We start from the raw sequence: 23,383 nt of genomic DNA, 5'->3' as shown, positions 1-23,383 counted from the left end.
AAACGGAGCGCATACCACTCAGAGCAAGTGCGCGTTGCCACAGTGGGTCCGCGAGCCAAGCCCAGTTCCGCCGTGAGGGCGACACTTACTCTCCAGCGCCAATCCGCTTTTACGCGAGTGAGGGTTCGTTTGTACTAGCGGTTGGAAGCTGCTTTCTTTGCTTACTTTCTTTGCAGCAGCAAAGAAAGTGAGTCCCGCCCCGGACAGGGGCAGAGCAAATAGACCGACACCAATACAAGTTCCATAGAGGCCCAAGCGCATCAAATGAATTCAAGCCCTAACGCGCCAGCGTCAAACCGTCGAACGGTGTAACCCAAACCAACTCGCCCCCAGCGCCAGCGAATAACGCCCCCTATGGTAGCCCCTACGCCTACGCCTACGCCTACGCCCACGCCCTTGAGCGCCAGCGAATCCCTCACCTTCGATATCGAGTTGAAGCTCGTGCTGGAGGCGATTTACCTGCGTTACCAGCACGATTTCCGCCACTATTCGGTAAGCTCGCTGCGGCGCCGCCTGACGCAAGCCCTCTCGGACCTGTCGATCCCGACGCTCTCGCAGCTACAAGAGCGCATCCTCCGCGACCCGGCCCTCTTCGCGCGCCTGTTCCAGTACCTCACCGTCCAAGTGAGCGAAATGTTCCGCGACCCGCAGTACTTCCGCGCGATCCGCGAACAGGTCGTGCCGATCCTGCAGACGTATCCGTCGATCAAAGTCTGGATCGCGGGCTGCAGCAGCGGCGAGGAACTCTGGTCGCTGGCGGTCCTCTTCGCCGAGGAAAAGATCGCCGACCGCACCGTCCTCTACGCGACTGACATCAACGCCGACGCCCTGCGCCAGGCCCAAAACGGCATCTATTCCCTCGAACGCATGGCGAGCTTCAGCCAGAACTACCTCGCGGCAGGCGGCAAGCGCTCGCTCTCGGACTACTATCACGCAGCCTACGGCGCGGCGAAGTTCTCGCAGACGCTAAAGTCGCGCGTCGTGTTCGCCGACCACAGCCTAGCCACCGACAGCGTCTTCCTCGAAGCGCACCTCGTCTCGTGCCGCAACGTGCTGATCTATTTCGATCGCGCCCTGCAAGACCGCGCGCTCGGCCTCTTCAGCGATTCGCTCGTGCGGCGCGGCTTTCTCGGTCTTGGCAGCAAGGAAAGCCTGCGCTTTTCGAAACACGCGGGCAGCTTCACGGAATTCAACGCCCGCGAACGTCTCTACCAGAAGGTGTAGCAATGAGCACCGCGCCTGAAACACCTGACTTTGATGCTGCCTCGATCGAGGCGGTCGTGATCGGCGCGTCGGCGGGCGGCATCGAGGCGCTCAACCGGCTGCTGCCCGAACTGCCCGACGACTTCGGCGCGGCCGTGCTGATCGTCGTCCACATGCGCCCGGACGTGCCGAGCCTCCTGCCGGAACTCTTCGGCGCGCGCTGCCGGCTGCCCGTCGTCGAGCCGAACGACAAGGACGAGATCACGCCCGGCACGATCCACCTGGCGCCGCCCGGCTATCACATGCTGGTCGAGCCCGACCGGTCGATCGCGCTGTCGATCGATCCGCCGGTGCGCTTTTCGCGGCCGTCGGTGGACGTGCTGTTTGAATCGGCGGCGCTCGCGTATCGCGAGAGGCTGCTTGGCGTCGTGCTCTCGGGTGCGAACGACGACGGCGCGCGCGGTGCGCTCGCGATCCGCGAGGCGGGCGGCCACTGCTGGGTGCAGGACCCCGCGACGGCGGGCGCCACCGCGATGCCGCGCGGCGCCATCGCGAACGGCGCGGCACACGAAATACTGACGCTCGATGACATGGCGGCGCGCTTCGCCGCCGGCATCGGACGCAAGCGAATTGGAGCCAACAGATGACGCAACCCATTCATGTTCTGATCGTCGACGACATCCGGAACAACATCACCGCGCTGGAAGCGTCGCTGGCACGGCCGGATTTGTCGGTGCTGAAGGCCGAATCGGGACCGGCCGCGCTCGAGCTGCTGCTGAAGCACGAAGTGGCGCTCGCGATTCTCGACGTGAACATGCCTGGCATGGACGGCTTCGAACTCGCTGAACTCATGCGCGGCAGCCCGCGCACGGCGCACGTGCCGATCATCTTCCTGACGGCGACCGCGCAGGACACCGGCCGCACGTTTCGCGGCTACGAAGCGGGCGCGGTGGACTTTCTGTATAAGCCGTTCGATTCGCGCATCCTCAATTCGAAGGTCGATGTCTTCATCCAGATCGAGCGCCAGAAGCAGCAGCTCGCGACGCAACTCGCGACCGTGCAGCAACTGCTCGATGCCAACGAAATGCTGATGGCCGTGCTCGGCCACGACCTGCGCACGCCGCTTTCGGCGGTAATCGCGTCGGCGGAATATCTGTCGCGTTTCGTGCAGGACGAGAACGTCGCGAATATCGGTACGCGGATCAAGTCGAGCGGCATGCGCATGGTGCGCATGGTCGATCAGTTGCTGAACCTCGCGCGGCTGCGCGGCGGGCGCGTGACGTTACAGCCGCGTTCGGTGGAAATGATGACGCTCGCGCGCAATATCGTCGATGAATACGAGGCGCGCGTCGGCAAGGGGCGCATCTTCATCTTCCGCGACGGCGATACGGTCCTGCAAGGCGATGGCGATCTGCTCTCGCAGGTACTGTCGAACCTGATCGGCAACGCGTTGCAGCACGGCCGCGAAGGCTCGGCCATCCAGGTGCGGCTCGACGGCGCCTCCGCCGACGAAGTCGCGATCTGCGTACAGAACGCAGGCGAAATCCCGCCCGACGTGCTGCCGACGATCTTCGCGCCATATCGCTCGGGACGGCCGCCGCAGGAATCGGGCGGGCTGGGCCTCGGCCTCTACATCACGCACGAGATCGCGCAGATGCACGGCGGCAACGTGCAGGTGCGCTCGACGGTCGAGGCCGGCACGACCTTCGAAGTCCGGCTGCCGCGCGCGTTGCGACCGCGACCGGGACGCGCGGAGCCGGCGCAGCCGTTTCGACTCAGTTGAAAGCTTCAGTTGAAAGCGGGGCCGTTGCGCGCGGATCGCCGACCTTGACTAGAATGCGCGCTGAACGCGATCAAGCAACGACTCAGGAGAAGCAAGATGCCCGGCCCCGATCTGGATGAAAAAATCGAAACGTATTACGTGCGCGTGCGAGGTGTCGTGCAGGGCGTCGGATTCCGGCATTACACGGTCAGGCGCGCGCATGAGCTGGGCGTGCGCGGCTGGGTCGCGAATATCGACGACGGTTCGGTCGAAGTAATGGTGCAGGGCGCGGCAAATCAGGTCGACCGGATGCTCGAATGGCTGCGGCGGGGGCCGCCGCACGCCCGCGTCACCGATTTTTTCAGCGAGGAGCGCTTCCTCGACAAGCGCTTCGAGCGCTTCGAGCAGCACTGAGCCTACCGCTTCATCGCGCGACCAGCAGGCTCTCCGCGAATCCCCAGGCGTCATCGCGCCATTGATGCGCGCAGCCGAAGCCCGCATCGGCGGCAATCGGCGCGACTTCTTCCGCCGCGTACTTGTGGCTGCTCTCCGTCCAGATCGTCTCGCCTTCCCTGAACTCCACGCGCAAATCCGTCGCGCGCACGGTTACTGTCAACGGGCGTTTCGCGCGCAAATGCATCTCGATGCTGCGCGCGTCCGGATTGAAGCGCGCGACGTGTTCGAACGCGTCGATCGGGAAGTCGCCGCCCAGTTCGCGATTGATCCGCGCGAGCAGATTCAGATTGAACGCGGCCGTGACGCCGATCGCGTCGTCGTAAGCGGCGATCAGTGTCGGCAGCGGCTTCAGCAGGTCAGTGCCGAGCAGGAGCGCGTCGCCGGGCTTGAGCATGCCGCGGATCGACTGCAGGAATTTCGTCGCCGCGAGGCGCGAGAAATTGCCGATCGTGCTGCCGAGAAAGAGTACGAGCAGCACTTCGCCGTCGCGCCGCTTCGCGCTCACTTCGGCGAGACCGGCCAGATAATCGCGTTCGTAGCCGACGATCGAAATCCGCTCGATGTCGCCGAGTTCGCGGCGGCACAACTGCAAGGCGGTGCGCGAAATTTCAATCGGGTAGTAATCGGTGGGCTGCTTTTTACAAAGCGCTTCGAGGATCCGGCGCGTCTTGCGTCCGCTGCCGCTGCCGAGTTCGGCGACCTGTACATGTTTTGGCAACGCTGCGACGATGTCAGCGGCGTGCGCCGTCAGCACGCGTTCCTCGGCGCGCGTGACGCCGTATTCGGGCAGCGCGGTGATCACTTCGAAGAGCGCGGAGCCCACTTCGTCGTACAGATACATCGACGGCAGTTCCTTCTGCGGGCGATGCGACAGACCGGCGTGAACGGCTTCAGCAAAGGCGTTGGCGAAACGGGGAGAGAGTGCGGGCTGGGTCATGACGTCTCCATCGGGGCAGCGTTTTTATTCGGCCGGCGGGACACAGCGTGCGGCGCGACGAGGTTGGGTGTTCAGACGCAAGCGCTTTTGCGTGAAGCGCTATCTGCCGTTGCTGCAGGCAGCAAAAGACAAGCGATGAAGCAAGAAGCGGGCACGACGCAAAGGGCCGAATGAAGAGAACGTTTAAAATGATGCACCCTCCGACCACCTTCCGGCCCTGCAACGCGCCATGAATCAACACGTCCTCGGGCGCGGCATCGCCCTGTCGGTGGCCGCTTCCGCGCTATTCGCCCTGATGTCGGGCTACACGACCTGGCTCACGCCGCTCGACGGCCTCGACATCTTCGCGTGGCGCATCGTCTGGACCTTGCCCGGCGCTGTCGCGCTCGTCGCGTGGCGAAGCCGCTGGCCGCAACTATGCGCGCTTCTCGCCAAGCTTGCCCGAACGCCGCGCGTGCTCGCCGGGTTCGCCGTCGCGGCGGCGCTGCTCGGCGTGCAGTTGTGGATCTTCCTCTGGGCGCCGCTGCATGGCCGTGCGCTCGACGTGTCCCTTGGGTATTTCCTGCTGCCGCTCGTGATGGTGCTGATCGGCCGCTTTCACTATCGCGAGCCACTCGACGGGTTGCAGTGGGCGGGCGTTGCGTTCGCTACTGTCGGCGTTCTGCATGAACTTCTCGTGACGCGCGCGTTTTCGTGGCCGACGCTCGTCGTCGCGCTCGGCTATCCGCCGTATTTCATGCTGCGCAGGCGCTTGAACGCCGATCCGCTCGTGTCGTTCGCCGTCGAGATGATGCTGATCGCGCCGTTCGCGCTCGCGATGCTCGTCATGCGCGATTCGCTCGCGGTCGTCGAGGCGCGGCCGGTGCTGTGGCTGCTGCTGCCCGGACTCGGCACGTTGAGCACGATCGCGCTCGGCTCGTATTTGCGGTCGAGCCGTTATCTGCCGCTCGCGCTCTTCGGCATCCTCGGGTACGTGGAGCCGGTGTTGCTGGTGGGCGTCGCGGTGCTGCTGCTCGGCGAGCCGTTTTCGATGCAGCAGATCGGCACCTATGTGCCGATCTGGATCTCCGTCGCGCTGACGGCCGTGCATAGCGTGCGGCTCGTCAAGCGCGAACGGCTTGAGCGCGCGGAGCGACGCGTGTTGCCGATGACGGAACAGCACGCAAGCGCCGAACACGAGAGCGGTGTGGAGCAAGTCGAGAAGGTGGATTAAGGACAGCGCGTTTTTACATTCCGCTTCCGCCTTTTTCCTGCATCGATCGTGCTCGGCGACTCACGCGAACGCGTCAGCCCCGCTGGGCGGGCGTTTGACGCACCTGGCGCGATGATTGCTTGAACCAACGGTCACGTCCGCCGCGCGTGATCGTAATAGTCGTGCGCCGCATGCCGTCTCACCTTGCTTTTGCCGATTGAATGACCGACTCGTCCACTCCCGAACCCGCGATGGCGCGTCTCGACGACGCGGACTCGCTCGATTTTCCACTGCCCGCGCTGCCTCTGGACGAAGGCGTCGTGACCCGCCTTTCCCCGGCCGACGCTCGCCTTCCCGCGCCGCATCCTGCTTTTGACGCGTTCTTCCGCAGTCTCCTCGACGGCAGCACCGACTGTATCGAAGTGCTGAGGCACGACGGCACGGTCGACTTCATCAATGCCCACGGCGTCGAACTGAGGGAAATCGACGACTTCACGCCGATGCGCGGCAAGTCGTGGATTTCGCTCTGGCCGGAGGAGGCGCGCGAGCGGGCGACGCATGCCGTCGATGCCGCGCTCGCGGGCCAGCACGCGCATTTCGAAGCGGCCTGTCCGACCGCGCGCGGCACGGTCAGGCACTGGGAAGTGACGGTGTCGCCGGTGCAGGATGCGGCCGATGGCGTCGAGTGGATGGTGTCGGTGTCGCGTGACATCACGCCGCGCGTGCTCGCCGAGCGCTCGCTCGATGCCGCGCGGCAGGAGCGCGCGACGCACGGCGGCGCGCAGGCGGCGCTCGCGCAGTCGGAGAAGATGGAGGCGATCGGCAAGCTGACGGGCGGCGTCGCGCACGACTTCAACAACGTGCTGCAAGTGATCGGCGGCAACCTGCAACTCGCCTCGCAACACGCCCACGACGACGAAACGCTGCTGCGGCGTCTCGAGAGCGCGCATGAAGCCGTCGAGCGTGGCGCGATGCTGTCGTCGCAATTGCTCGCGTTCGCGCGCCGGCAGCCGCTGGAACCCGTCGCCATCGATGTCGGCAAGCTCCTCAATGCGAGCGCCGATGCGTTGAAGCGCACGCTAGGCGGGACGATCGAACTCGACCTCGTGATCGCCGAAGGGCTTTGGAACACGCTCGTCGACCGGCATCACCTGCAGAGCGTGCTTGTCAATCTCGTGGTCAACGCGCGTGAAGCGATGGACAGCGCCGGACGGCTGACCATCGAAGCCGCGAACACGCTGCTCACCACCGATTACTCGCGCGACGACGAACTCGTCGCGGGCGGCGAATACGTGCGAATCACCGTGTCGGACACTGGCTACGGCATGACCCCCGCCGTACTCGATCGCGCGTTCGAACCTTTCTTCACGACCAAGTCCGACGGGCGCGGCACCGGTCTCGGCCTGAGCATGGCGTACGGTTTCCTGCGGCAGACGGGAGGCGCGATCAGCCTGCAAAGCGAGATCGAACGCGGCACGACGGTCACGCTGCACCTGCCGCGCACGCTGGACGAAGAGGCGCCATGCATCGATACGGCGAGCGAGCCCGTGACCGGCGGCGACGAGACGATTCTCGTCGTCGAGGACGATCCGGACGTGCGCGCGACCGTCGTCGAGATGCTGGCGCAGCTTGGCTATCGCGTGTTACAGACCTCCGATGCACAAAGCGCGTTGATCGTGCTGGACAGCGGTGCGCACATCGACATGCTCTTTACCGACGTCGTGATGCCGGGGCCGGTGCGCAGCGTCGAACTGGCGCGGCGCGCGAAGGAGATGATTCCGTCGATCGAAGTGCTCTTCACGTCGGGCTATACCGAGGACGTGATCGTGCACAAGGGACGGCTCGATCCAGGGCTCGTGCTGATCAGCAAGCCGTATCGGCGGGATGCGCTCGCGCGCAAGATCCGCGCGATGTTCCGCGACAAGAAAGCGCCGCGCGCCGAGATGCAAGAGGCAAAGGCGCTGCGCGTGCTGATCGTGGAAGACGACGTGAACACGCGCGATGCCACGCGCGAGCTGCTGCAACTGCTCGGCGCGGAGGTGTCGGCGGCGGATCACGGGAAGGCCGCGCTCGCGCTCTTCGACACCCACGCGTTCGACGTCCTCCTCACCGACGTGCGGATGCCCGGCATGTCCGGCATCGAACTGGCGCGCGAGGCCAAGCGCTTGCGGCCTGAGTTGCGTGTGGTTTTCGCGTCGGGCTACGGGTTGAACATCGCATCTGAAATCGATGCCGATATGGCTAACGTCGCGTTGTTGCCCAAGCCATTCGATCTCGATTCTTTAGAGAAAGCGGTATTTGCCAAAGACTAAAGACGCTTAAAGCCGCTTTAGGCAGACGCTAAAGCAAAAAGGGCGAGTCCGAAGGCTCGCCCTACAAGCGCACATCAGAAATCGATGTGCGCGATGCGCGTGACGCTTGCTTTATTGCTTCTTTGCAGCGTCGATCTTCGCATCGGCGGCCGTCTTGTTAGCATCGTTCTGAGCCTCGACTTTTTGCTTGTCGGCCTTCGCTTGCGCTACGTTGGCATCTTCGGCGGCATCGTGCTTCTTCTTGTCGGCCTTGACCTGAGCATCGTGCTTCTTCTTGTTCGCCTTGGTTTGCGCTTTGGCAGCATCGCCGCGAGCGTCGGATGCTTCCGCAGGCGTGGTCGCCTTCGCTACCTTTGCAGCTTTCTTGTCTGCGTCGGACTGTGCCGATGCCTTGTCTTCATTCGCCGACGCCTGTGCCTTGACGGCGTCGCTGTGTGCCTCGGCCTTCTTCTTGTTGGCCGTGGCTTGTGCTTCCTGACTTTCGCTGTTCGCCTTCAACTGAGCCTTGGTGGCTTCCGTCGCAGGCGCGGCTGTTTGAGCGAATACCGTGGTAACGAGCATTGCGGATGCGAGAGCGGCGACGATTTTCTTCATGGTTATAGACTCCTTTGAAAGTGCACTGCATTGGTCAGTGCTGCCCGTAACAACGCTGCGTGGATGACAAGCGTTGACTCTTATCTGGTGACAAACAGTAACCAGTCGCGACCAAATGAAACCCTCTTGGGAGTGAAAGGGCTTACCGTGTTTTAGCGCGTCATAAGTACCGTGTTTGCTGCAATGCGATGAGTACTTTAGGAATAGTTTGGATGGCAAAGATTTATCGGCGCGGCTTAATGCTTTAAAGCGCGCCGGCGACTAAGCGGCATTCGTGCCGAACGTCCAAATGTTTCCGCTGAAATGTGCCGTTACCAACTGCAGCAGATATTTCTTCGCGAGCCGCTTAACATCCGCTCCATGTCCCGACGATTCGATCGGGATCTGGAGAAACTCATGAAACGCGCAGCACTTGTGGTGGTGATAGCCGGCAGTCTGGCGATGGCAGGACAAGCGTCCGCGCACGGCCACGGCGGCGGGGGAAGCGACGGCGGCGCGATCGTGGGCGCGCTCATCGGCGGCGCGGTGCTGGGAGCGCTCGTCGGATCGGTGGCGAACTCGGCGCCTGTGTATGCCGAACCGGCGCCTGTCTATGCGCAGCCCGTCTATGCCGCGCCCGCGTATGCGCAGCCGGTGTATGCGCAACCCGCGCCGCCGCCGCCGGGATATTGCTTCGATAACTATCGTCGCGCGTACGTAGCTTGTGGTCCTGCGCCGCAACCGGGCTACGCGCCGGGCTGGTGATCGCGTCTACCTCTGAGAGTGGCGACGCGGCACGCTGATTGCGATCTTGTCGATACGGGCGTTGCGACGGCTTGGTTGCCACGCGCGATCGGCACACTCTGATGGAGACTGCAATGAAAGCGACCACGAAGAACATTCTGATTACAGCGATGGTGTTGGGCCTGTCCGGCGGCGCGTATGCGCAGGCGGGCGGCGGGGGCGGTGGAGCGGGCATGGGTGGGGCCGGCGGCGGAAATTCGGGCAGCACGGCAGCGCCGGCCGCGGGCATGGGTCAGGGCGGCGGCATGAACTCGGGCGGCGGCTTGAACCAAGGCACCGGTAAGAACCAGGGCATGGGCGGCGCACCCGATGGATCGGCCGGGATGGGTTCGGGCAAGAGCGGCATGTCCAATGACATGAACAACGATTCGTCGCAAGGGACGATGCAGCGGAAAGCGCCGAATGACTCGGGCACAAGCTCCGGCAGCGGCATGAAGAAGGCTTATTAGACGCTTGAAGTTTTCGAGGCTTGAAACGGGCGCGCCCGGATCGTTCGATCCGGGCGCGCTTTTTTTGGGCCTGCGGCGCCTACTTACCGTCGCTGGAAGGCGCAATCGGTTCGAAGCCCTTCGCGCGCAGGCTGACTTTCTCCGCATAAGCCGACGATCCGCCGTAGTTCTTCAGCGCGACGTCGACATCGCCCTGCGCAGACTTGAGATAGCCGTGCAGGATCGCCGAACCCGTTTCGATGTTCGCCTCCGGGTCCGTCAAATCGACGTTGCGTACGAGCTGCTTGTGCGCGGCCGGCACGACCTGCATCAGGCCAGTCGCGCCGTTCGCGCCCTTGGCCCTTTCCTTGAAGCGCGATTCGATGGAAATGATCGCGAGGAGCAGCGCGGGAGGCAAAGAATATTTCGATGCCGACGACATCACCGCCGCGGAAATCTGCTCGGCCTTTTCGCGCGCGACGCCGAACTTCTGCGAGATGACGCGCGAGATCTGATGGCCGGTTTGCTCGTCCGCCGGAGCGGCTTGCGCGGCCTCCTGCGCGCCCGCGCCCTGCGTCAGGGCGAGCGAAAGAAGCGGCAGAAGGAGGATTCGGCGCATGTCGGTGAGCGGTTTTGGCAGAAACCGCATTGTACAGACAATAAAAATTCCTTGCAAATCATGAGTTTGCCGCGAATCGTCGCGATAAGTTGAAGTAAGCGGACAACGGGTATGCGCGATGCTCGATGTGATTCACCACACATCCATGGAGAATAACCATGTCGAAGATCCGCCTCGCTACAGTCCGTTTGTCGATGGCTGCCTTGCTCGCCGCGAGCGCTGTCAGCGCTCAGGCGCAAACGGCCGGCACGCCGTCGAACGGCAGCACCACGACGCGCGCCGAAACCAAAGCCGACTTGAAGAACCTCGAACAGAACGGCTATAAGCCCAAGGCGTCCGATCCGCAATATCCGAACGACGTCCAGGCAGCCGAGAAGAAAGCGCAAGGCGGCGCGAGCGCGCCTGCGGCATCGAAATAAAGCAGCGATGTAACTAGCGCGCTTCGGTCTGACTCGCGGCCTTGCGTCCCGAGGCCGAGATGCCCGCTCCCGCTTCCGGCGAGAGGCGGGCGAACATCGGCCACGAGCCGAGCACGACGGCGGCGGTCACGAGGAACCCGCAGGCCAGTTGCCAGCGTTCCGCGTGCGCGTTGCCGGATAGCAGCATCGTGACTTGGATCGTTCCCGCCGCGACCGTCACGCCGACCGCCTTCATCAACTGCTGCGCCGTGCCCTGAAACGACGTCGCGGCGGCGAGTCTCGGGCGCGGTACGTCGGCGAAGGCGAGCGCGCCCATCGTTGCGAAGGAGAGCGAGCGGCTGAGGCCGCCCAGAAGTAGCAGCAGGAAGATCGCGGCGGCGGGCCACGCCTGCGACATCGTCGAGCAGACCGCGAGCACCACCGCGAACGACACGCTCCCCGCGCACAACACCGCGCGCACGGAGAAGTGGCGCAGCGCGAGCGATGTCATCGGCCGCATGCAGAACGAGCCGAGCGCGCTCGCGAACGTGATGAGGCCGCTCGACGTCGCGCTGTAGCCGAAGCCCGCCTGCAAGGTCAGCGGCACGAGAAACGGCAGCGCCCCGGCGCCCGCGCGAAACAGGCTGCCCGCGATCGTCGCGGCATGGAAGGTAGGAATCGCGAGCAGCGAAAAGTCGACGGCCGGGTTCTCCACGCGCTGGCAATGCCGCACCGCGAGCCAGAAGAGCAGTGCGCCGCACGCGACGCTCATCCACGGCAGGCCATCGGGCAGCACGCCGCGTCCGCCGCTTTCGATGCCGATCATGAAGAGACTCAGCGACACGCCGACGAGCAGCATGCCGTGCACGTCGGGCGGCGTCGCGGGCTCGGGCTCCGAGGGCGGCAGCAGGCGCCACGTCAGCAGCATCCCGACGATGCCGACCGGCACGTTCACCCAGAAGATCGCGCGCCACGAGAGCGCGTCGGTCAGGAAGCCGCCGAGCGGCGGGCCTAGCAATGGGCCGATCAGCGCGGGCATCGTGAGCCAGGTCGTCGCTTGGACCAGCTCCTCGCGCCGCACGCCGCGAAAGAGGATCAGCCGTCCGACGGGCACCATCATCGCGCCGCCGAGGCCCTGCACGATGCGCGCGGCGATCAGCGTCGCGAGGCTCGTCGATGCCGCGCACGCGATCGATGCGACCGTAAACGTGGCGATCGCCCACATGAAGACGCGTCGCGCGCCGAAGCGGTCGGCGACCCAGCCGCTCGCCGGGATGAACACCGTCAGCGCGACGAGGTACGCGGTGATCGCGCTGCTCAGATGTACGGGATCGACGCCGAGATCGCGTGCCATCGACGGGATGGCCGTCGCGACGATCGTGCCGTCCATGTTCTGCATGAAGAGCGCGCTCGCGACGACGGCGGCGGTGAGGCGAAAGTTTCCTTGGGTTTTCACGCGTCTGGTCTTTCCGGGAAGACGGCCAGTCTAAAGCGAGCCGTACTAGAATGCCTGAACCTTTTTGCCTGAACGACACGACACGTCCCGCCATGCCGCGAGCGCCCGACACCCCGCCGACGACCGATGGCATGCACGACCTGCGCGTGACGCGCTACGGCTTCCTGCTGGTCAACGACTTCTCGCTGATCGCGCTCGCAGCGGCGGTCGATCCGTTGCGCATCGCGAACATGATCGTCGGACGCAAGGTGTACGAGTACGAGCTGATCGGCGTCGATCACGAAGTCACGCGTTCGAGCGACGGCATCCGCGTCGTGCCCGATACCGCGATGGCCGATGGCGGCGCATACGATGCGGTCTTCGTCGTGGGTCCGAATCCGATTCCGAAGAAGGGCATCGGCGCGGTGCTCGACTGGCTGCGCTTGCAGGCGCGACACGGCGTGGCGCTCGGCGGACTCGATACGGGCAGCTACTTTCTCGCGCGCGCGGGGCTCTTGAACGGCTATCGGTGCACGATCCACTGGGAAGATCAGGACGCCCTCGTCGAGCAGTTTCCGCGCCTGACGGTCTCGAACCGTTTATACGAAGTCGATCGCGACCGCTATACGTGCAGCGGCGGCATCGCGCCGCTCGACCTGATGGTGCACCTGCTCGGCGCCCCGCCCGGCAGCCGGTCGCTGGCGGCGCGTGTGCTCGAATTGCTCGTCGCGGAAAGGCGCAGCCACGAGCAGCGGCAGCGCACGTCGCTGCGCCAGTACATGGGCGCCGAGCACGCGAAGCTCGAGGAAGCGCTGCAGTACATGGAGAGCAATGTCGAAGAGGCGCTGTCGGTGGCCGAGATCGCCGCGTATCTTGAGGTATCGCAACGGCAGCTCGAACGCTGGTTCCAGGAGCGGCTCGGCAAGACGCCCGCGCAGGCATACATCGAAATTCGATTGCTGCGCGCGCGGCAGTTGCTGTATCGGACGTCGAAGCCGCTCGAAGAGGTGTGCGCGCGCACCGGCTTTGCATCGACGACGCACTTCGCCACGCGCTATAAGGCGCAGTTCCAGATTTCCCCGAGCGCCGACCGCCGGCGCTATCAAAACGCGCTTTAGGCGCTCCTCGGTAAAAACCCTCGCCGACGAATTCGCAAAGGACGGCGTCGAATCCGGAAATGTTCGGATTCGCCGAACTCCTACCATGGCTCCAGTGAAATCACTTTCCAACAAGGAGCGAGCGAATGAAACTGGAAAACCTGATCCGCATCGAGAACGGCGAAAAAGTGCAGCACACGTTCTCGGATGCCGAATACGCTAACCGTCAGGCGAAGCTGCGTGATCTGATGGCGCGTGAGAACGTCGACGCCGTGCTGTTCACGTCCTATCACAACATCAACTACTACACGGACTTCCTGTACTGCTCGTTCGGGCGCAAGTACGGAGTCGTCGTGACGCAGAAGAAGGTGGTGTCGATCAGCGCGAATATCGATGGCGGGCAGCCGTGGCGGCGCACGGTCGGCGACTACAACGTCGTCTACACCGACTGGCAGCGCGACAACTTCTTTCGCGCTGTGCAGGGCGAGATCGAGAACAAAGGACGCGTGGGCGTCGAGTTCGACCAGATGCCGGTCGACGTGCTCGCGAAGTTGAAAGCCGCGTTACCCGATGCCGAGTTCGTCGATATCAGCGCCCAGACGATGCGCATGCGCATGATCAAGTCAGCGGAAGAGATCGAGGTCATCAAAAATGGCGCGGCGGTGTGCGACGTGGGCGGCGCAGCGCTTGCGGCTGCGGTGCATGCAGGCGTGCCCGAACACGAAGTCGCGCTGGCCTCCACGCAGGCGATGGTGCGCGAGATCGCTCGCCGCTATCCGCATTCGGAACTGATGGACACATGGACGTGGTTCCAGTCCGGCATCAACACCGACGGCGCGCACAACCCCGTCACCACGCGCAAGGTGCAAGAGGGCGACATCCTGAGCCTGAACTGCTTCTCGATGATCGCGGGCTACTACACGGCGCTCGAACGCACGATGTTCTTCGATCATTGTTCCGATGAGCATCTGCGCCTGTGGAAGATCAACGTCGAGGTGCACGAGGCGGGGCTTAAGCTGATCAAGCCGGGCGCGCGCTGCAGCGATATCGCGCACGAGCTGAACAAGATCTACGCCGAGTACGGCCTGCTGAAATACCGCACGTTCGGCTACGGCCATTCGTTTGGCGTGCTCTCGCACTACTACGGCCGCGAGGCGGGGCTCGAACTGCGCGAGGACATCGATACGGTGCTGGAAGAGAACATGGTCGTTTCGATGGAACCGATGATCATGCTGCCGCAAGGGCTGCCCGGTGCGGGCGGCTATCGCGAACACGATATTCTCGTGATCGGCAAGAAGGACGCGACCAACATCACGGGCTTCCCTTACGGTCCTGAGAAAAACATCATCGCGGCCTGACGCTTCTCGAACGAACCAGTCTTGCGGCCGCGTAGGTCGCAAGACGAAACACACGCAGGAGAATCCATGTTTTCAGCGGCACAAACCATCGCGGGCTTCGATCCCGAACTGGCCGATGCGATGCGTCAGGAGCGGCATCGACAGGAGGACCACATCGAGCTGATCGCGTCCGAGAATTACGCGAGTCCGCGCGTGCTCGAAGCGCAGGGCTCGGTGCTGACCAACAAGTACGCGGAAGGCTATCCGGGCAAGCGCTATTACGGCGGCTGCGAGCATGTGGACGTGGTCGAATCGCTCGCGATCGCGCGAGCGAAGCGCCTCTTCGCCGCCGATTACGCGAACGTCCAGCCGCACAGCGGATCGCAGGCGAACGCGGCGGTCTACATGGCGCTGCTCGCGCCCGGCGACACGATCCTCGGCATGAGCCTCGCGCACGGCGGGCACTTGACGCACGGCGCAAAGGTGTCGTTTTCCGGCAAGCTGTATCGCGCGGTGCAATATGGCGTCGATACGGCGAGCGGGCTGATCGACTACGACGATCTCGCGCGGCTCGCGCTCGAACACAAGCCGAAGATGATCGTCGCGGGCTTCTCGGCGTATTCGCGCGTGCTCGACTTCGCGCGCTTTCGGGCGATTGCGGATAGCGTCGGCGCGTATTTGTTCGTCGATATGGCGCATGTCGCGGGTCTCGTCGCGGCAGGGCTGTATCCGAACCCGGTGCCGTTCGCCGACGTCGTCACGACGACCACGCACAAGACTTTGCGCGGACCGCGCGGCGGGTTGATTCTCGCCCGGTCGAAGGAAGACATCGAGAAGAAGCTCAACGCGATGGTCTTCCCCGGCACGCAAGGCGGACCGTTGATGCACGTGATCGCGGCGAAGGCCGTCGCGTTCAAGGAGGCGCTTGGCGCAGAGTTCGTCGATTACCAGAAGGCGACCCTCGCGAACGCGCGCGCGATGGTAAAGGTGTTCATCGAGCGCGAATACGACGTGGTATCGGGCGGCACGGACGATCATCTGTTCCTCGTGAGTCTCGTCGCGCGTGGCATCACGGGCAAGGACGCGGATGCCGCGCTCGGCCGGTCACACATCACGGTCAACAAGAACACGGTGCCGAACGATCCGCAGTCGCCGTTCGTGACGAGCGGCATTCGCATCGGCACGCCGGCGATCACGACGCGCGGCTTCACAGAGGCCGACGCATCGCTCACGGCAAAGCTCATCTGCGACGTGCTCGACGATATCGGCAACGAGCATGTGCAGGCGCGCGTGCGGGAGGAGGTGTCGAGGCTGTGTGCGCGGTATCCGGTGTACGCGGGGGTTTAAGGTCGCGAAGGCTCGCGATACCATACGCCGATGCTCCGCTGCGCGACGCGGCGGAGCGCCACCGGCGCTCAATAAAAACGATGACGGACGACACAGGAACGGGGACACCATCGCTTACCCGCGCGCAGACGCTCACGCTCGCGGCGAGTCTATCTCTAGGCAGCGCGATCGCGCTCGGGCTTACGCGCTTCGCGTACGCGTTGCTGCTTCCCTCGATGAAGGCCGATCTCGGCTGGACCTTCGCCCAGGCGGGCGCGATGAATACGGCGAACGCGTTCGGGTATCTGCTCGGCGCGCTCGTGTTTCCTCTGTGCGCGCGACGCTGGCCGGCGGGAACGTGTTTCGTCGCGGGGTGCGTGGTGACTGCGCTCGTGATGGCGGTGAGCGGCATGATCTCCGATACCGCTGCGCTGCTTGCACAGCGCGTCGCGACCGGGGTCAGCAGCGCGTTCATCTTCATCGGCGGAGGCGTGCTGGCGGCGCGGCTGGCTTCCTCGCATCCGCGCGATGCCGGGCTCGTGCTCGGCTTGTACTACGGCGGCGCGGGGTGGGGCATCGTCGTGTCGGCATTGCTCGTGCCGTTCAGCATTGGTGGCGGCGTGCACGGGTGGCAGTGGGCGTGGCTTGCGCTGGCTGCGGCGTGTGCGGTGCTTTCGGTGGCAGCGATTGTCGCTGCGCGGCGGATCGAACGTGGTGGCGCGCAGATGCAGGCGAGTGCAGAACCCGCGCGAGCCGGTGCGGTGGATGCTCCGACGTGGCCGCGCTTCGCCTTTGCGCTCGGCGGGTACTTCTTCTTTGGCGTCGGGTATATCGGCTACATGACGTTCATCATCGCGCTCTTGCGCAACGGAGGGATGAGCGCTTCGGTCGTGACGGCGTTCTATGTTCTGCTCGGACTCGCGACGGTGGTCTCGGCGCGGCTCTGGTCGGGGCTGCTGAACCGCATGCGCGGCGGACAGGCGCTTGCTGTGCTCAACGGACTGCTCGCGTTCGCGACGGTGATGCCGGTGGTGTTTGCGTCGACAACGGTTGCGTTTTTATCCGGAGCGCTGTTCGGGGCGACGTTTTTGTCGGCGGTGGCATCGACGACGGCTTTTGTGCGGCACAACTTTCCTCCCGCGCGGTGGGCTCAAGGGATCAGCGCTTTTACGATCGTGTTCGCGTTCGGGCAGATCGTCGGGCCGATGGTCATCGGGTATATCTCCGATGGCGCCGGACTCGCGCGGGGGCTTCTGTATTCGTCGATTTTGCTCGCGGTGGGGGCGGGGCTGGCGGGGGTGCAGAAAGGTTTAAGCCTGGGCGCATCGAACAGCGGTACGGAAGCCTCCTAAAGCGACAGCGAGAAAACCGCGACCGCGCCGAACCGGGGCAACGCTACTAAACTAAACCGCCGGGAAAACAAGTTCCCAGAAGCTTTAGCGCATCGTACGGTTAAAGCCCCTAAAACCCCCACCCGGCGAAGTCCTTCACCTCACCCCAATCCCCCTAAAATCCGCGCCATCTCCTCCTCCCCGAACGCCCGCATCGTCACCGTGCGCACATTGCCCTGCTGCGCGAGCATGAGCCCCATGCGCGTGACGGTCTCATCATCGGGTGCATCGACGGTGATCACGAGGTCATACGCGCCGAGCGTCCACTTCAAGCTCGAAACGGTAATACCCATCGACTGCGCGGTTTCCGCGAACGCCTTCGCGCGCTTGATCGTGTCCTTCGCGGTGCGCGCACCCTGATCGGTCCAGTTGACCAGCTCGATATACGTAGCCATGCTGCCCTCCTCCTGACAAACCTTGATCCGTGCAACATCGCGTGATGCACGGGCCGGACTGCACTGCATTCGCCACGTCGACGCGCTCGCGCAAGTCCTGGCTTGCGTCGTACGAATGAAACTCGGGGGCTACGCGATGAGACGCCAAACGGGCGCCCTCGATGACATGGCGACTTAAAGTATAGGAAGCGCATCGGCGGGGCGCATCGTGATTTGCGCGCACGATGCGCTCGCGAACCCAGGGAGCGAATCGTGCCGACCATGACCGAATACCGCTTCTCCACCATCTGGTGCGTCGACGCGCCATTGGACCGCGTCTGGGACGCCATCCACGATGCAAGAACGTGGCCCGAATGGTGGAAGAACGTCGAGCGCACCGTGGAACTGAGCAAAGGCGATCGCGATGGCATCGGCGCCGTGCATCGCTACGTGTGGAAGGGCGTGCTGCCGTACCGCGTCGTGCTCGACATGCGCGTCACCCGCGTTGAGCCGATGACCACGCTCGAAGGCGAGGCGAGCGGCATGGTCGAAGGCATCGGCTGCTGGCACTTCACGCCGCTCGAAAACGGCACGCAGGTCCGCTACGACTGGCACGTTCGCACGCGACGTTGGTGGATGAACCTCCTCGCGCCGCTCGCGCGTCCGCTCTTTCGCTGGAATCACGATGCGATCATGCACGAAGGCGGTCTCGCGCTCGCGCGACGCCTGAACGCGCGGCTCGTTTCGATCGAGCAGCGGTAGATGGCTTCGCGGCAGCAAGTGGAGTAACGTTGACTCACACGCGTTCGATCCTCACATCACGAAAAAGGAGGCGGCCATGCCCGGCGAACCCGCAGAGTCTCAATGGCACGTGTTTGAATACGAAGGCTTCGAAATCCACGTGCTGCCGCAGATCAAGACGGCGCCCGAGCACGCGCCGCCGCGCACGAGCGAGCGCTTCGTGTACATCGGGCATGTCTGCCGGCACGGCGCGAACGCGCACGCCCCCGGCGAAGCCGTCCACTTCCACGCCGACGGCGACGACGAGTTCAAGACCGCCGCTGATGCCATCGACGACGCGCGGCACGTCGGGCGAAGCATCATCGACGGGACGCATCCGGATCTTTCCGTGCTGCCGCTCGTGTCGGCGCACCACCACCACGGCTGACACCCAAGCGATGAACCCGCTGACCGAACCGAGCTTCGAAAGCCTGAGCGCGATCACGCTCGCCACCCGCGACATGCAGCGCGCGGTGCGCTTCTACCAGACGCTCGGCTTCAGGCTGCTGCACGGCGGTGCGCATGAGGCGTTCACGTCGTTCGCGGTTGGCGGGTCATTTCTCAACATCATCGCGGAGACGCGCGGTCCCATTGCGTGGTGGGGGCGCGTGATCATCTACGTGTCAGACGTGGACGCGCTGTATCGCAACATGCTGGCGGCCGGCATCACGCCCGAGTTCGCCCCGCGCGATGCGCCGTGGCGCGAGCGCTACTTCCACGTCACCGATCCCGACGGACACGAACTCAGCTTCGCGCATCCAATTTCTGACGACGCATAACTCCGGCGCGAGTTTCGCTTATTCTCCTGTACGGGTAGCAAGGCATTGATCGCGATTCATATGACCGATGCCGCACAGACCCGAAACGCGACCGCATCCATCCTTGAAGCACGCCTGAACCAACTGTTGCTATTTCGCCAAAGCGCACACAGCAAGTTCGATCAGGGCGTAAAGTTAAAGTGCTTTCTGAAGAGTGTGATGCGTCGCGGTAGGCGGTTCCGATCGGCGGAGCGCTGTTCTCCGCCATACCGCAGAACCGGCGAGATGGAGAGTCGAAATGAAAAGCACGAGCGAGCGGTCCCTTCGATACCAGGTTGAGAAATGGCTGTCACCTGGATCGGCCGCACGGGTCCACGTCACCGAATTCAGCCGTACGCGCTCGGGGCACAGGCGTTATGTGCGCGTCGAGACGTCGCAACCGGATGGTCGTCGAGCGCTTTTCTTCTTTCGTCACGACGACGGCTATTGGTGTGTGTTCCCGCCTGCGACGGACCGCGCGAAGATACGCGTCGAAAGGCTGGCTGCCTGATTTAGAATTTCAGGCCGTTGAGGAACTGAAACCACAACGCGCCCAGATGATGCCCGTGCGGAGAAGCGGAAGTTTCAGCCGCTTCTTTCGACGCAAGAGGCTCCTCCTTCTTTTCCTCCACTTCCGCATCCCTCGCGAGTTCCGCTTGCCGTGACGTGTGCAGTGCGATCGCGCTGTCGGCGATCTGGCCGGCGGTCAGCGCATCGCATTGCTGCCCGAGCAGCACCCCGAAAACTACATCGCGGTTGTATTCTTGCGTCGCAAAACGCATCGCGAGCGCGACACGTTGCGCATATTCCGCCTCCGCCGCCGCGCGAACCGCCGCTTCACGCTCCGCTTCCTCGGCAGCTTCCTGCTGCCTGCGCTCTTCGAAGCGACGCATCTCTTCGGCGAAGATCGAATCGTAGACGTGGCGCTGCGCCGGGTCGGAGAGGATCGCGTACGCCTCCTTGATCTCCAGGAACGCGGCGCGCGCGCTGTCTTCGCGGCCGACGTTGCGGTCCGGATGAGACCGCATCGCGGCCTTGCGGTAGGCGCGTTTGATTTCTTCGTCGGTGGCGTGCTCGTGCACGCCCAGCGTTTCGTATAGCGTTGCCATCGTTGCGTGGGACCCGTGTTGACATCGCGGGTCATCGTAACACGCGAAAAATGCAGTTCCGCGACAGCCCTAGCGGCCGGTCATGCGCCGCACGCCGTCGATACCGAGCCGATCGAACACAGCGCGCGCCGCGGGAAGCTGTCGCCGGATATGCAGCCGGATATTGACGACCGCGATCACGAACAGCACGACCGTGACGGCGAGATATTCGCGCCGGTCGGGCAGCACGCCATAGCGCGTATGAACGAACACAAGCATGATCCACACGACAGCCGGCAAATGCAGCCCCCAGTGACGCTGCGCGAAGTGCCACGCGAGGCGCCGCACGGCGCGCCTCGATGCGCGGTCGAGACGATCGTCGCTGCTCACTCGCCGCCGCCGTAAAGGTCGAGGAATTTGAGCGTCACGCCGTTGGTCCAGCCGAAGCCGTCCTGCAGCGGATATTCGCCGCCGCCTCCGCCGCCCGTCCCCGTGCCTTCCACGATGTACTTCTCGACGAGCTTCTGCTGTTTCGCGTAGACGTTTTTCACGTCGGCGAGAAAGCGCGTGCCGATCGGCTGCGCGAGTTCGGCGCGGCCATAGCGCTTGAGCCCCTCGACCGCGATCCAGTGCAGCGGCGCCCAGCCGTTCGGCGCGTCCCACTGCTGCGTCGTGTTGAACGTGGTAGTCGCGAGGCCGCCAGGCTTGAGCAACTGCGCCTCGATCGTGCGCGCCGTCCGATGCGCGCGTTCCGGCCACGCCGCATTCGCGAAGAGCGGATAGAGCGCCGCCGCCGATAAGTTGTCGCGTGGCTTGCCGAGCTGCCAGTCGTAGTCGCCGTAGTAGCCGTTCTTGTTCCAGAGATACTTGTTGATGCCATAGGCGCGCTTCGCCGCGTGTCCGATGTACTCGGCGACGCAGCCGAAGTCGCGTGCCTCGCCGCAACCGCGCGCGATCGTCGTTTCGAGGTGGAACAGGAGGCTGTTCAGATCGACGGGGATGATCGACGTCGTGCGGATCGATGCGAGCGTCTGGTTGTCGCCGAACCAGCGCGAACTGAAGTCCCAGCCGCTTTCCGCCGCCGCGCGCAGGTCGCGATAGACCTCGTTCGGCGCGCGATTCGGCACGAGCTTCGCCGTGTTGACGTCTTCCAGATACGACTCGTCGCGCGGCGTGTCCGATGCGTCCCAGTAGCGGTTGAGCACCGTGCGGTCCGGCAGCATCACTGAATTGCGAACGGCGTCGCCGGGCTTGAGCGCGCCTGCGCCCTGCATCCAGTACGCGTGTTCGCGGCGCATCTGCGGCAGGTACTTCTGATAGACGCGCCCGCCTTCCTTTTGCGCCGCGAGTTCGACCATGTAGGAAAAGAACGGCGGCTGCGAGCGGCTCACGTAGTACGTGCGGTTGCCGTTCGGAATGTGGCCGATGGTATCGATCAGATAGGCGAAGTTGTCGAGCATGTCGTCGACGAGATCTTCGCGGCCGGCTTCCTGCAGACCCAGCATCGTGAAATACGTGTCCCAGTAGTAGCCCTCGCGAAAGCGTCCGCCCGGCACGACGTAGGGCTTCGGCATCGGGATCAGCGAGCTGTTGGGCGGCACGCTCATGCTCATGCGCGTGAGTTTCGGCCAGAGCCAGTCGATGTGCTCGCGCAGCGACTGGTTCGGCGGCGGCGTGATGACTTGATCGACCGGGGGCGTGAACCACCGCGCGACGAAGTTCTTGAGCGAGAAACCCGGGTTGTTCTTCTGCTGCTCGTAGAGCTGGAGGATGGCGGCGGGCTCGGCGTCGGGGGTCGCATCGACGAACGTCTTCTGGTCGGGGTAGATCTGCCCCGTCTGCACGGCGACGAAGAGATCCTTGTAGAGCACGCTCGGCGGCGGCGGCAACGTCTGGCCGACCTGAATGTCGGCGTAGGCGGCGCTCGTGGCGGCGCCTATGAGCAGCAGTGCGCCGAGCGCGCGGGCAACGGCACGGAGATTCACGCGATGTTTCGTCGACACGACCATGTCTTCTCTTCCTCGCAAGGGGTTGATGAACCGGACTGGGCTCGCTCACGTCGACGCCTCGATCGGGCGCTCTGTGCGGCATCGGCGCCAAGCTTCGCACGAGCGCGATGCCCTTCGCAACCATCGCTTCGGGCACGAGTCCTGCGCTGCCGCGCCGCACAAAAACACCTATTCGAGTGCGAGCGTCTTGTGCGCCTCGGTCTGGAAGTCGGTCGGCGTGACGCCGGTCTGCTTGCGGAAGTAGCGGCTGAAATAGGCGATGTCGGAGAAGCCGAGTCCGTGCGCGATCTGCTTGATCGACATGCCCGAATACACGAGGTCGCGCTGCGCCTCGCGCACGAGATGCTCGTTGATGATCGCAAGCGGCGAACTCGCCAGTTCCTCGCGACAGATGCGCCCGAGTTGCGCGGCCGTCGTTCCGAGTTTTTCCGCGTAGAACTCGACCGGCCGATGCTCGCGGAAATGCGCGGCCACGAGTTCGCGAAAGCGCTTGATCTGCGCGCCGCGCCGCTCAGTCGTGGCGACTGCGGGCGCCGTGGCCGCGCGCTCGCTGAAGCGCGCGACATGCACGAAAAGTGCAATCAGCAAAGACATGCCGGCTGCCATGTGACCACGATCGCTTGTGCGGAATTCGCGCTCCAGCAAACCGAAGAGCGACATGAGCGCGCTCTCGTCGACAGCTTGCGCCGTGAGAGGAATGACCGCCGCGCGCTGCAATACCGGAATCAGCCCGGGCGAAACGACGCTCGATATCGATTCGAGCGAACGCTGCGCCGCCGTGATCACGAGGCCGTCGACGTCGGGCGAAAAGACGAAGCCATGCACCGTCTGCGCGGGCAAAAGCACGATACAGGGCGGCTCGATCGCGATCTTCGCGTTCTCGATCACCACCTGCCCGCTGCCGCCGCGAATGTACAGAAATTGCAGGAGGGCGTCGTGGCGGTGCGCGTCGATGTGCCAGTCGTTCGGACGGCTGCGCTCGGGAATCCACTCGAAGTTGAACGCGTCGTACCAGGGCGGCCGCGCCGACTCGCCATACAGGCTGTAGTTAGGGATTTTCCTCAT

At 64.0% G+C, this 23,383-nt stretch carries 26 protein-coding genes; 17 read left to right on the top strand and 9 right to left on the bottom strand.

Going from position 1 to position 23,383, the window contains the following annotated elements; all coding sequences use genetic code 11:
- Positions 1-354: 354 nt before the first annotated feature.
- The 4 genes from AWB67_RS01820 to AWB67_RS01805 all read left to right on the top strand — a co-directional run bounded on the left by AWB67_RS01820 (position 355) and on the right by AWB67_RS01805 (position 3,379).
- A complete protein-coding gene (locus tag AWB67_RS01820) occupies positions 355-1,224 on the top strand; it encodes a CheR family methyltransferase (protein ID WP_374729790.1) in 870 nt (289 codons plus the stop codon).
- Between the two features lie 2 nt (positions 1,225-1,226).
- The gene (locus AWB67_RS01815; protein WP_087654505.1) at positions 1,227-1,850 is read left to right on the top strand and encodes a chemotaxis protein CheB; all 624 of its coding nucleotides are present in this window, start codon (positions 1,227-1,229) and stop codon (positions 1,848-1,850) included.
- On the top strand, positions 1,847-2,986 hold the full coding sequence (locus AWB67_RS01810) for a hybrid sensor histidine kinase/response regulator (RefSeq protein WP_087654504.1): 1,140 nt from the start codon (positions 1,847-1,849) through the stop codon (positions 2,984-2,986). Before AWB67_RS01815 ends, AWB67_RS01810 begins: the two co-directional genes overlap by 4 nt.
- 96 nt (positions 2,987-3,082) lie before the next feature.
- Positions 3,083-3,379: an acylphosphatase gene (locus tag AWB67_RS01805; RefSeq protein WP_087654503.1), complete on the top strand. Its 297-nt coding sequence runs from the start codon at positions 3,083-3,085 to the stop codon at positions 3,377-3,379.
- A gap of 10 nt (positions 3,380-3,389) precedes the next feature.
- On the opposite strand, the gene egtD is transcribed toward AWB67_RS01805, so the two are convergent.
- Positions 3,390-4,358: an L-histidine N(alpha)-methyltransferase gene (gene egtD / locus AWB67_RS01800; RefSeq protein ID WP_087654502.1), complete on the bottom strand. Its 969-nt coding sequence runs from the start codon at positions 4,356-4,358 to the stop codon at positions 3,390-3,392.
- 229 nt (positions 4,359-4,587) lie between these two features.
- Between egtD and rarD the strand changes: the two genes are divergently transcribed.
- Both rarD and AWB67_RS01790 read left to right on the top strand, forming a co-directional pair.
- The gene (rarD, locus tag AWB67_RS01795; protein WP_087654501.1) at positions 4,588-5,571 is read left to right on the top strand and encodes an EamA family transporter RarD; all 984 of its coding nucleotides are present in this window, start codon (positions 4,588-4,590) and stop codon (positions 5,569-5,571) included.
- Positions 5,572-5,771: 200 nt separating this feature from the next.
- A complete protein-coding gene (locus tag AWB67_RS01790) occupies positions 5,772-7,862 on the top strand; it encodes a response regulator (protein ID WP_087654500.1) in 2,091 nt (696 codons plus the stop codon).
- Positions 7,863-7,973: 111 nt separating this feature from the next.
- Here AWB67_RS01790 and AWB67_RS01785 read toward each other — a convergent pair whose 3' ends face one another.
- The gene (locus tag AWB67_RS01785) at positions 7,974-8,675 is read right to left on the bottom strand and encodes a hypothetical protein (RefSeq protein WP_235025000.1); all 702 of its coding nucleotides are present in this window, start codon (positions 8,673-8,675) and stop codon (positions 7,974-7,976) included.
- 177 nt (positions 8,676-8,852) lie between these two features.
- Between AWB67_RS01785 and AWB67_RS01780 the strand changes: the two genes are divergently transcribed.
- Together AWB67_RS01780 and AWB67_RS01775 are read left to right on the top strand one after the other, a co-directional pair.
- Positions 8,853-9,200: a hypothetical protein gene (locus tag AWB67_RS01780; RefSeq protein ID WP_087654498.1), complete on the top strand. Its 348-nt coding sequence runs from the start codon at positions 8,853-8,855 to the stop codon at positions 9,198-9,200.
- Between the two features lie 113 nt (positions 9,201-9,313).
- Positions 9,314-9,688 carry a hypothetical protein gene (locus AWB67_RS01775; protein ID WP_087654497.1) on the top strand — a complete coding sequence of 125 codons (375 nt, stop codon included), beginning with the start codon at positions 9,314-9,316 and terminating at the stop codon, positions 9,686-9,688.
- A 79-nt stretch (positions 9,689-9,767) separates the two neighbouring features.
- On the opposite strand, the gene AWB67_RS01770 is transcribed toward AWB67_RS01775, so the two are convergent.
- On the bottom strand, positions 9,768-10,286 hold the full coding sequence (locus AWB67_RS01770; RefSeq protein ID WP_087654540.1) for a transglycosylase SLT domain-containing protein: 519 nt from the start codon (positions 10,284-10,286) through the stop codon (positions 9,768-9,770).
- Positions 10,287-10,444: 158 nt separating this feature from the next.
- Between AWB67_RS01770 and AWB67_RS01765 the strand changes: the two genes are divergently transcribed.
- The gene (locus tag AWB67_RS01765) at positions 10,445-10,705 is read left to right on the top strand and encodes a DUF4148 domain-containing protein (RefSeq protein WP_087654496.1); all 261 of its coding nucleotides are present in this window, start codon (positions 10,445-10,447) and stop codon (positions 10,703-10,705) included.
- 13 nt (positions 10,706-10,718) lie between these two features.
- On the opposite strand, the gene AWB67_RS01760 is transcribed toward AWB67_RS01765, so the two are convergent.
- Complete coding sequence (locus AWB67_RS01760) at positions 10,719-12,140, bottom strand: DHA2 family efflux MFS transporter permease subunit (RefSeq protein ID WP_087654495.1); 1,422 nt, start codon at positions 12,138-12,140, stop codon at positions 10,719-10,721.
- A 131-nt stretch (positions 12,141-12,271) separates the two neighbouring features.
- On the opposite strand from AWB67_RS01760, the gene AWB67_RS01755 reads away from it, so the two are divergent.
- The 4 genes from AWB67_RS01755 to AWB67_RS01740 all read left to right on the top strand — a co-directional run bounded on the left by AWB67_RS01755 (position 12,272) and on the right by AWB67_RS01740 (position 17,231).
- Complete coding sequence (locus AWB67_RS01755; protein ID WP_374729792.1) at positions 12,272-13,237, top strand: GlxA family transcriptional regulator; 966 nt, start codon at positions 12,272-12,274, stop codon at positions 13,235-13,237.
- Positions 13,238-13,362: 125 nt separating this feature from the next.
- Positions 13,363-14,574: an aminopeptidase P family protein gene (locus AWB67_RS01750; RefSeq protein WP_087654493.1), complete on the top strand. Its 1,212-nt coding sequence runs from the start codon at positions 13,363-13,365 to the stop codon at positions 14,572-14,574.
- A 66-nt stretch (positions 14,575-14,640) separates the two neighbouring features.
- Positions 14,641-15,900: a serine hydroxymethyltransferase gene (glyA, locus tag AWB67_RS01745; RefSeq protein ID WP_087654492.1), complete on the top strand. Its 1,260-nt coding sequence runs from the start codon at positions 14,641-14,643 to the stop codon at positions 15,898-15,900.
- A gap of 80 nt (positions 15,901-15,980) precedes the next feature.
- Positions 15,981-17,231 (top strand): YbfB/YjiJ family MFS transporter, encoded by a 1,251-nt coding sequence (locus tag AWB67_RS01740; protein WP_087654491.1) that lies wholly within the window; start codon positions 15,981-15,983, stop codon positions 17,229-17,231.
- A gap of 140 nt (positions 17,232-17,371) precedes the next feature.
- Here AWB67_RS01740 and AWB67_RS01735 read toward each other — a convergent pair whose 3' ends face one another.
- Positions 17,372-17,665 (bottom strand): GYD domain-containing protein, encoded by a 294-nt coding sequence (locus AWB67_RS01735; RefSeq protein ID WP_087654490.1) that lies wholly within the window; start codon positions 17,663-17,665, stop codon positions 17,372-17,374.
- A 261-nt stretch (positions 17,666-17,926) separates the two neighbouring features.
- Between AWB67_RS01735 and AWB67_RS01730 the strand changes: the two genes are divergently transcribed.
- From AWB67_RS01730 to AWB67_RS41685, 4 genes are all read left to right on the top strand, one after another.
- Positions 17,927-18,406: an SRPBCC family protein gene (locus AWB67_RS01730; RefSeq protein WP_087654489.1), complete on the top strand. Its 480-nt coding sequence runs from the start codon at positions 17,927-17,929 to the stop codon at positions 18,404-18,406.
- A gap of 76 nt (positions 18,407-18,482) precedes the next feature.
- A complete protein-coding gene (locus tag AWB67_RS01725) occupies positions 18,483-18,812 on the top strand; it encodes a hypothetical protein (RefSeq protein WP_087654488.1) in 330 nt (109 codons plus the stop codon).
- Positions 18,813-18,822: 10 nt separating this feature from the next.
- Entirely contained in the window at positions 18,823-19,203 is a 381-nt protein-coding gene (locus AWB67_RS01720) for a VOC family protein (RefSeq protein ID WP_087654487.1), read from the top strand.
- Between the two features lie 277 nt (positions 19,204-19,480).
- A complete protein-coding gene (locus tag AWB67_RS41685) occupies positions 19,481-19,732 on the top strand; it encodes a hypothetical protein (protein ID WP_087654486.1) in 252 nt (83 codons plus the stop codon).
- 1 nt (position 19,733) lies between these two features.
- Here the strand turns inward: AWB67_RS41685 and AWB67_RS01710 are convergent, their stop codons facing one another.
- From AWB67_RS01710 to AWB67_RS01695, 4 genes are all read right to left on the bottom strand, one after another.
- Positions 19,734-20,330 carry a J domain-containing protein gene (locus AWB67_RS01710; protein ID WP_087654485.1) on the bottom strand — a complete coding sequence of 199 codons (597 nt, stop codon included), beginning with the start codon at positions 20,328-20,330 and terminating at the stop codon, positions 19,734-19,736.
- 69 nt (positions 20,331-20,399) lie between these two features.
- Positions 20,400-20,699, bottom strand: a complete 300-nt coding sequence (locus tag AWB67_RS01705; RefSeq protein ID WP_200822148.1) for a hypothetical protein — start codon at positions 20,697-20,699, stop codon at positions 20,400-20,402.
- Positions 20,696-22,318, bottom strand: coding sequence for an alpha,alpha-trehalase TreA (gene treA, locus AWB67_RS01700; protein WP_087654484.1), 1,623 nt, complete (start codon positions 22,316-22,318; stop codon positions 20,696-20,698). The genes AWB67_RS01705 and treA overlap by 4 nt, the downstream gene beginning before the upstream one ends.
- Before the next feature lie 168 nt (positions 22,319-22,486).
- The gene (locus tag AWB67_RS01695) at positions 22,487-23,383 is read right to left on the bottom strand and encodes a helix-turn-helix domain-containing protein (RefSeq protein WP_087654483.1); all 897 of its coding nucleotides are present in this window, start codon (positions 23,381-23,383) and stop codon (positions 22,487-22,489) included.

Origin of the sequence: Caballeronia terrestris (assembly GCF_001544515.1) — a bacterium.
GTDB lineage: Bacteria > Pseudomonadota > Gammaproteobacteria > Burkholderiales > Burkholderiaceae > Caballeronia > Caballeronia terrestris.
Note: the sequence above shows the minus strand (reverse complement) of the source record. Positions and strands in the feature narration are given on the sequence as shown.

Coding starts and splice junctions, on each gene's coding strand:
- AWB67_RS01820 (WP_374729790.1), top strand. CDS start 355: ATGGTAGCCCCTACGCCTACGCCTACGCCTACGCCCACGCCCTTGAGC.
- AWB67_RS01815 (WP_087654505.1), top strand. CDS start 1,227: ATGAGCACCGCGCCTGAAACACCTGACTTTGATGCTGCCTCGATCGAG.
- AWB67_RS01810 (WP_087654504.1), top strand. CDS start 1,847: ATGACGCAACCCATTCATGTTCTGATCGTCGACGACATCCGGAACAAC.
- AWB67_RS01805 (WP_087654503.1), top strand. CDS start 3,083: ATGCCCGGCCCCGATCTGGATGAAAAAATCGAAACGTATTACGTGCGC.
- egtD (WP_087654502.1), bottom strand. CDS start 4,358: ATGACCCAGCCCGCACTCTCTCCCCGTTTCGCCAACGCCTTTGCTGAA.
- rarD (WP_087654501.1), top strand. CDS start 4,588: ATGAATCAACACGTCCTCGGGCGCGGCATCGCCCTGTCGGTGGCCGCT.
- AWB67_RS01790 (WP_087654500.1), top strand. CDS start 5,772: ATGACCGACTCGTCCACTCCCGAACCCGCGATGGCGCGTCTCGACGAC.
- AWB67_RS01780 (WP_087654498.1), top strand. CDS start 8,853: ATGAAACGCGCAGCACTTGTGGTGGTGATAGCCGGCAGTCTGGCGATG.
- AWB67_RS01775 (WP_087654497.1), top strand. CDS start 9,314: ATGAAAGCGACCACGAAGAACATTCTGATTACAGCGATGGTGTTGGGC.
- AWB67_RS01770 (WP_087654540.1), bottom strand. CDS start 10,286: ATGCGCCGAATCCTCCTTCTGCCGCTTCTTTCGCTCGCCCTGACGCAG.
- AWB67_RS01765 (WP_087654496.1), top strand. CDS start 10,445: ATGTCGAAGATCCGCCTCGCTACAGTCCGTTTGTCGATGGCTGCCTTG.
- AWB67_RS01755 (WP_374729792.1), top strand. CDS start 12,272: ATGCACGACCTGCGCGTGACGCGCTACGGCTTCCTGCTGGTCAACGAC.
- AWB67_RS01750 (WP_087654493.1), top strand. CDS start 13,363: ATGAAACTGGAAAACCTGATCCGCATCGAGAACGGCGAAAAAGTGCAG.
- glyA (WP_087654492.1), top strand. CDS start 14,641: ATGTTTTCAGCGGCACAAACCATCGCGGGCTTCGATCCCGAACTGGCC.
- AWB67_RS01740 (WP_087654491.1), top strand. CDS start 15,981: ATGACGGACGACACAGGAACGGGGACACCATCGCTTACCCGCGCGCAG.
- AWB67_RS01735 (WP_087654490.1), bottom strand. CDS start 17,665: ATGGCTACGTATATCGAGCTGGTCAACTGGACCGATCAGGGTGCGCGC.
- AWB67_RS01730 (WP_087654489.1), top strand. CDS start 17,927: ATGACCGAATACCGCTTCTCCACCATCTGGTGCGTCGACGCGCCATTG.
- AWB67_RS01725 (WP_087654488.1), top strand. CDS start 18,483: ATGCCCGGCGAACCCGCAGAGTCTCAATGGCACGTGTTTGAATACGAA.
- AWB67_RS01720 (WP_087654487.1), top strand. CDS start 18,823: ATGAACCCGCTGACCGAACCGAGCTTCGAAAGCCTGAGCGCGATCACG.
- AWB67_RS41685 (WP_087654486.1), top strand. CDS start 19,481: ATGAAAAGCACGAGCGAGCGGTCCCTTCGATACCAGGTTGAGAAATGG.
- AWB67_RS01710 (WP_087654485.1), bottom strand. CDS start 20,330: ATGGCAACGCTATACGAAACGCTGGGCGTGCACGAGCACGCCACCGAC.
- treA (WP_087654484.1), bottom strand. CDS start 22,318: ATGGTCGTGTCGACGAAACATCGCGTGAATCTCCGTGCCGTTGCCCGC.
- AWB67_RS01695 (WP_087654483.1), bottom strand. CDS start 23,383: ATGAGGAAAATCCCTAACTACAGCCTGTATGGCGAGTCGGCGCGGCCG.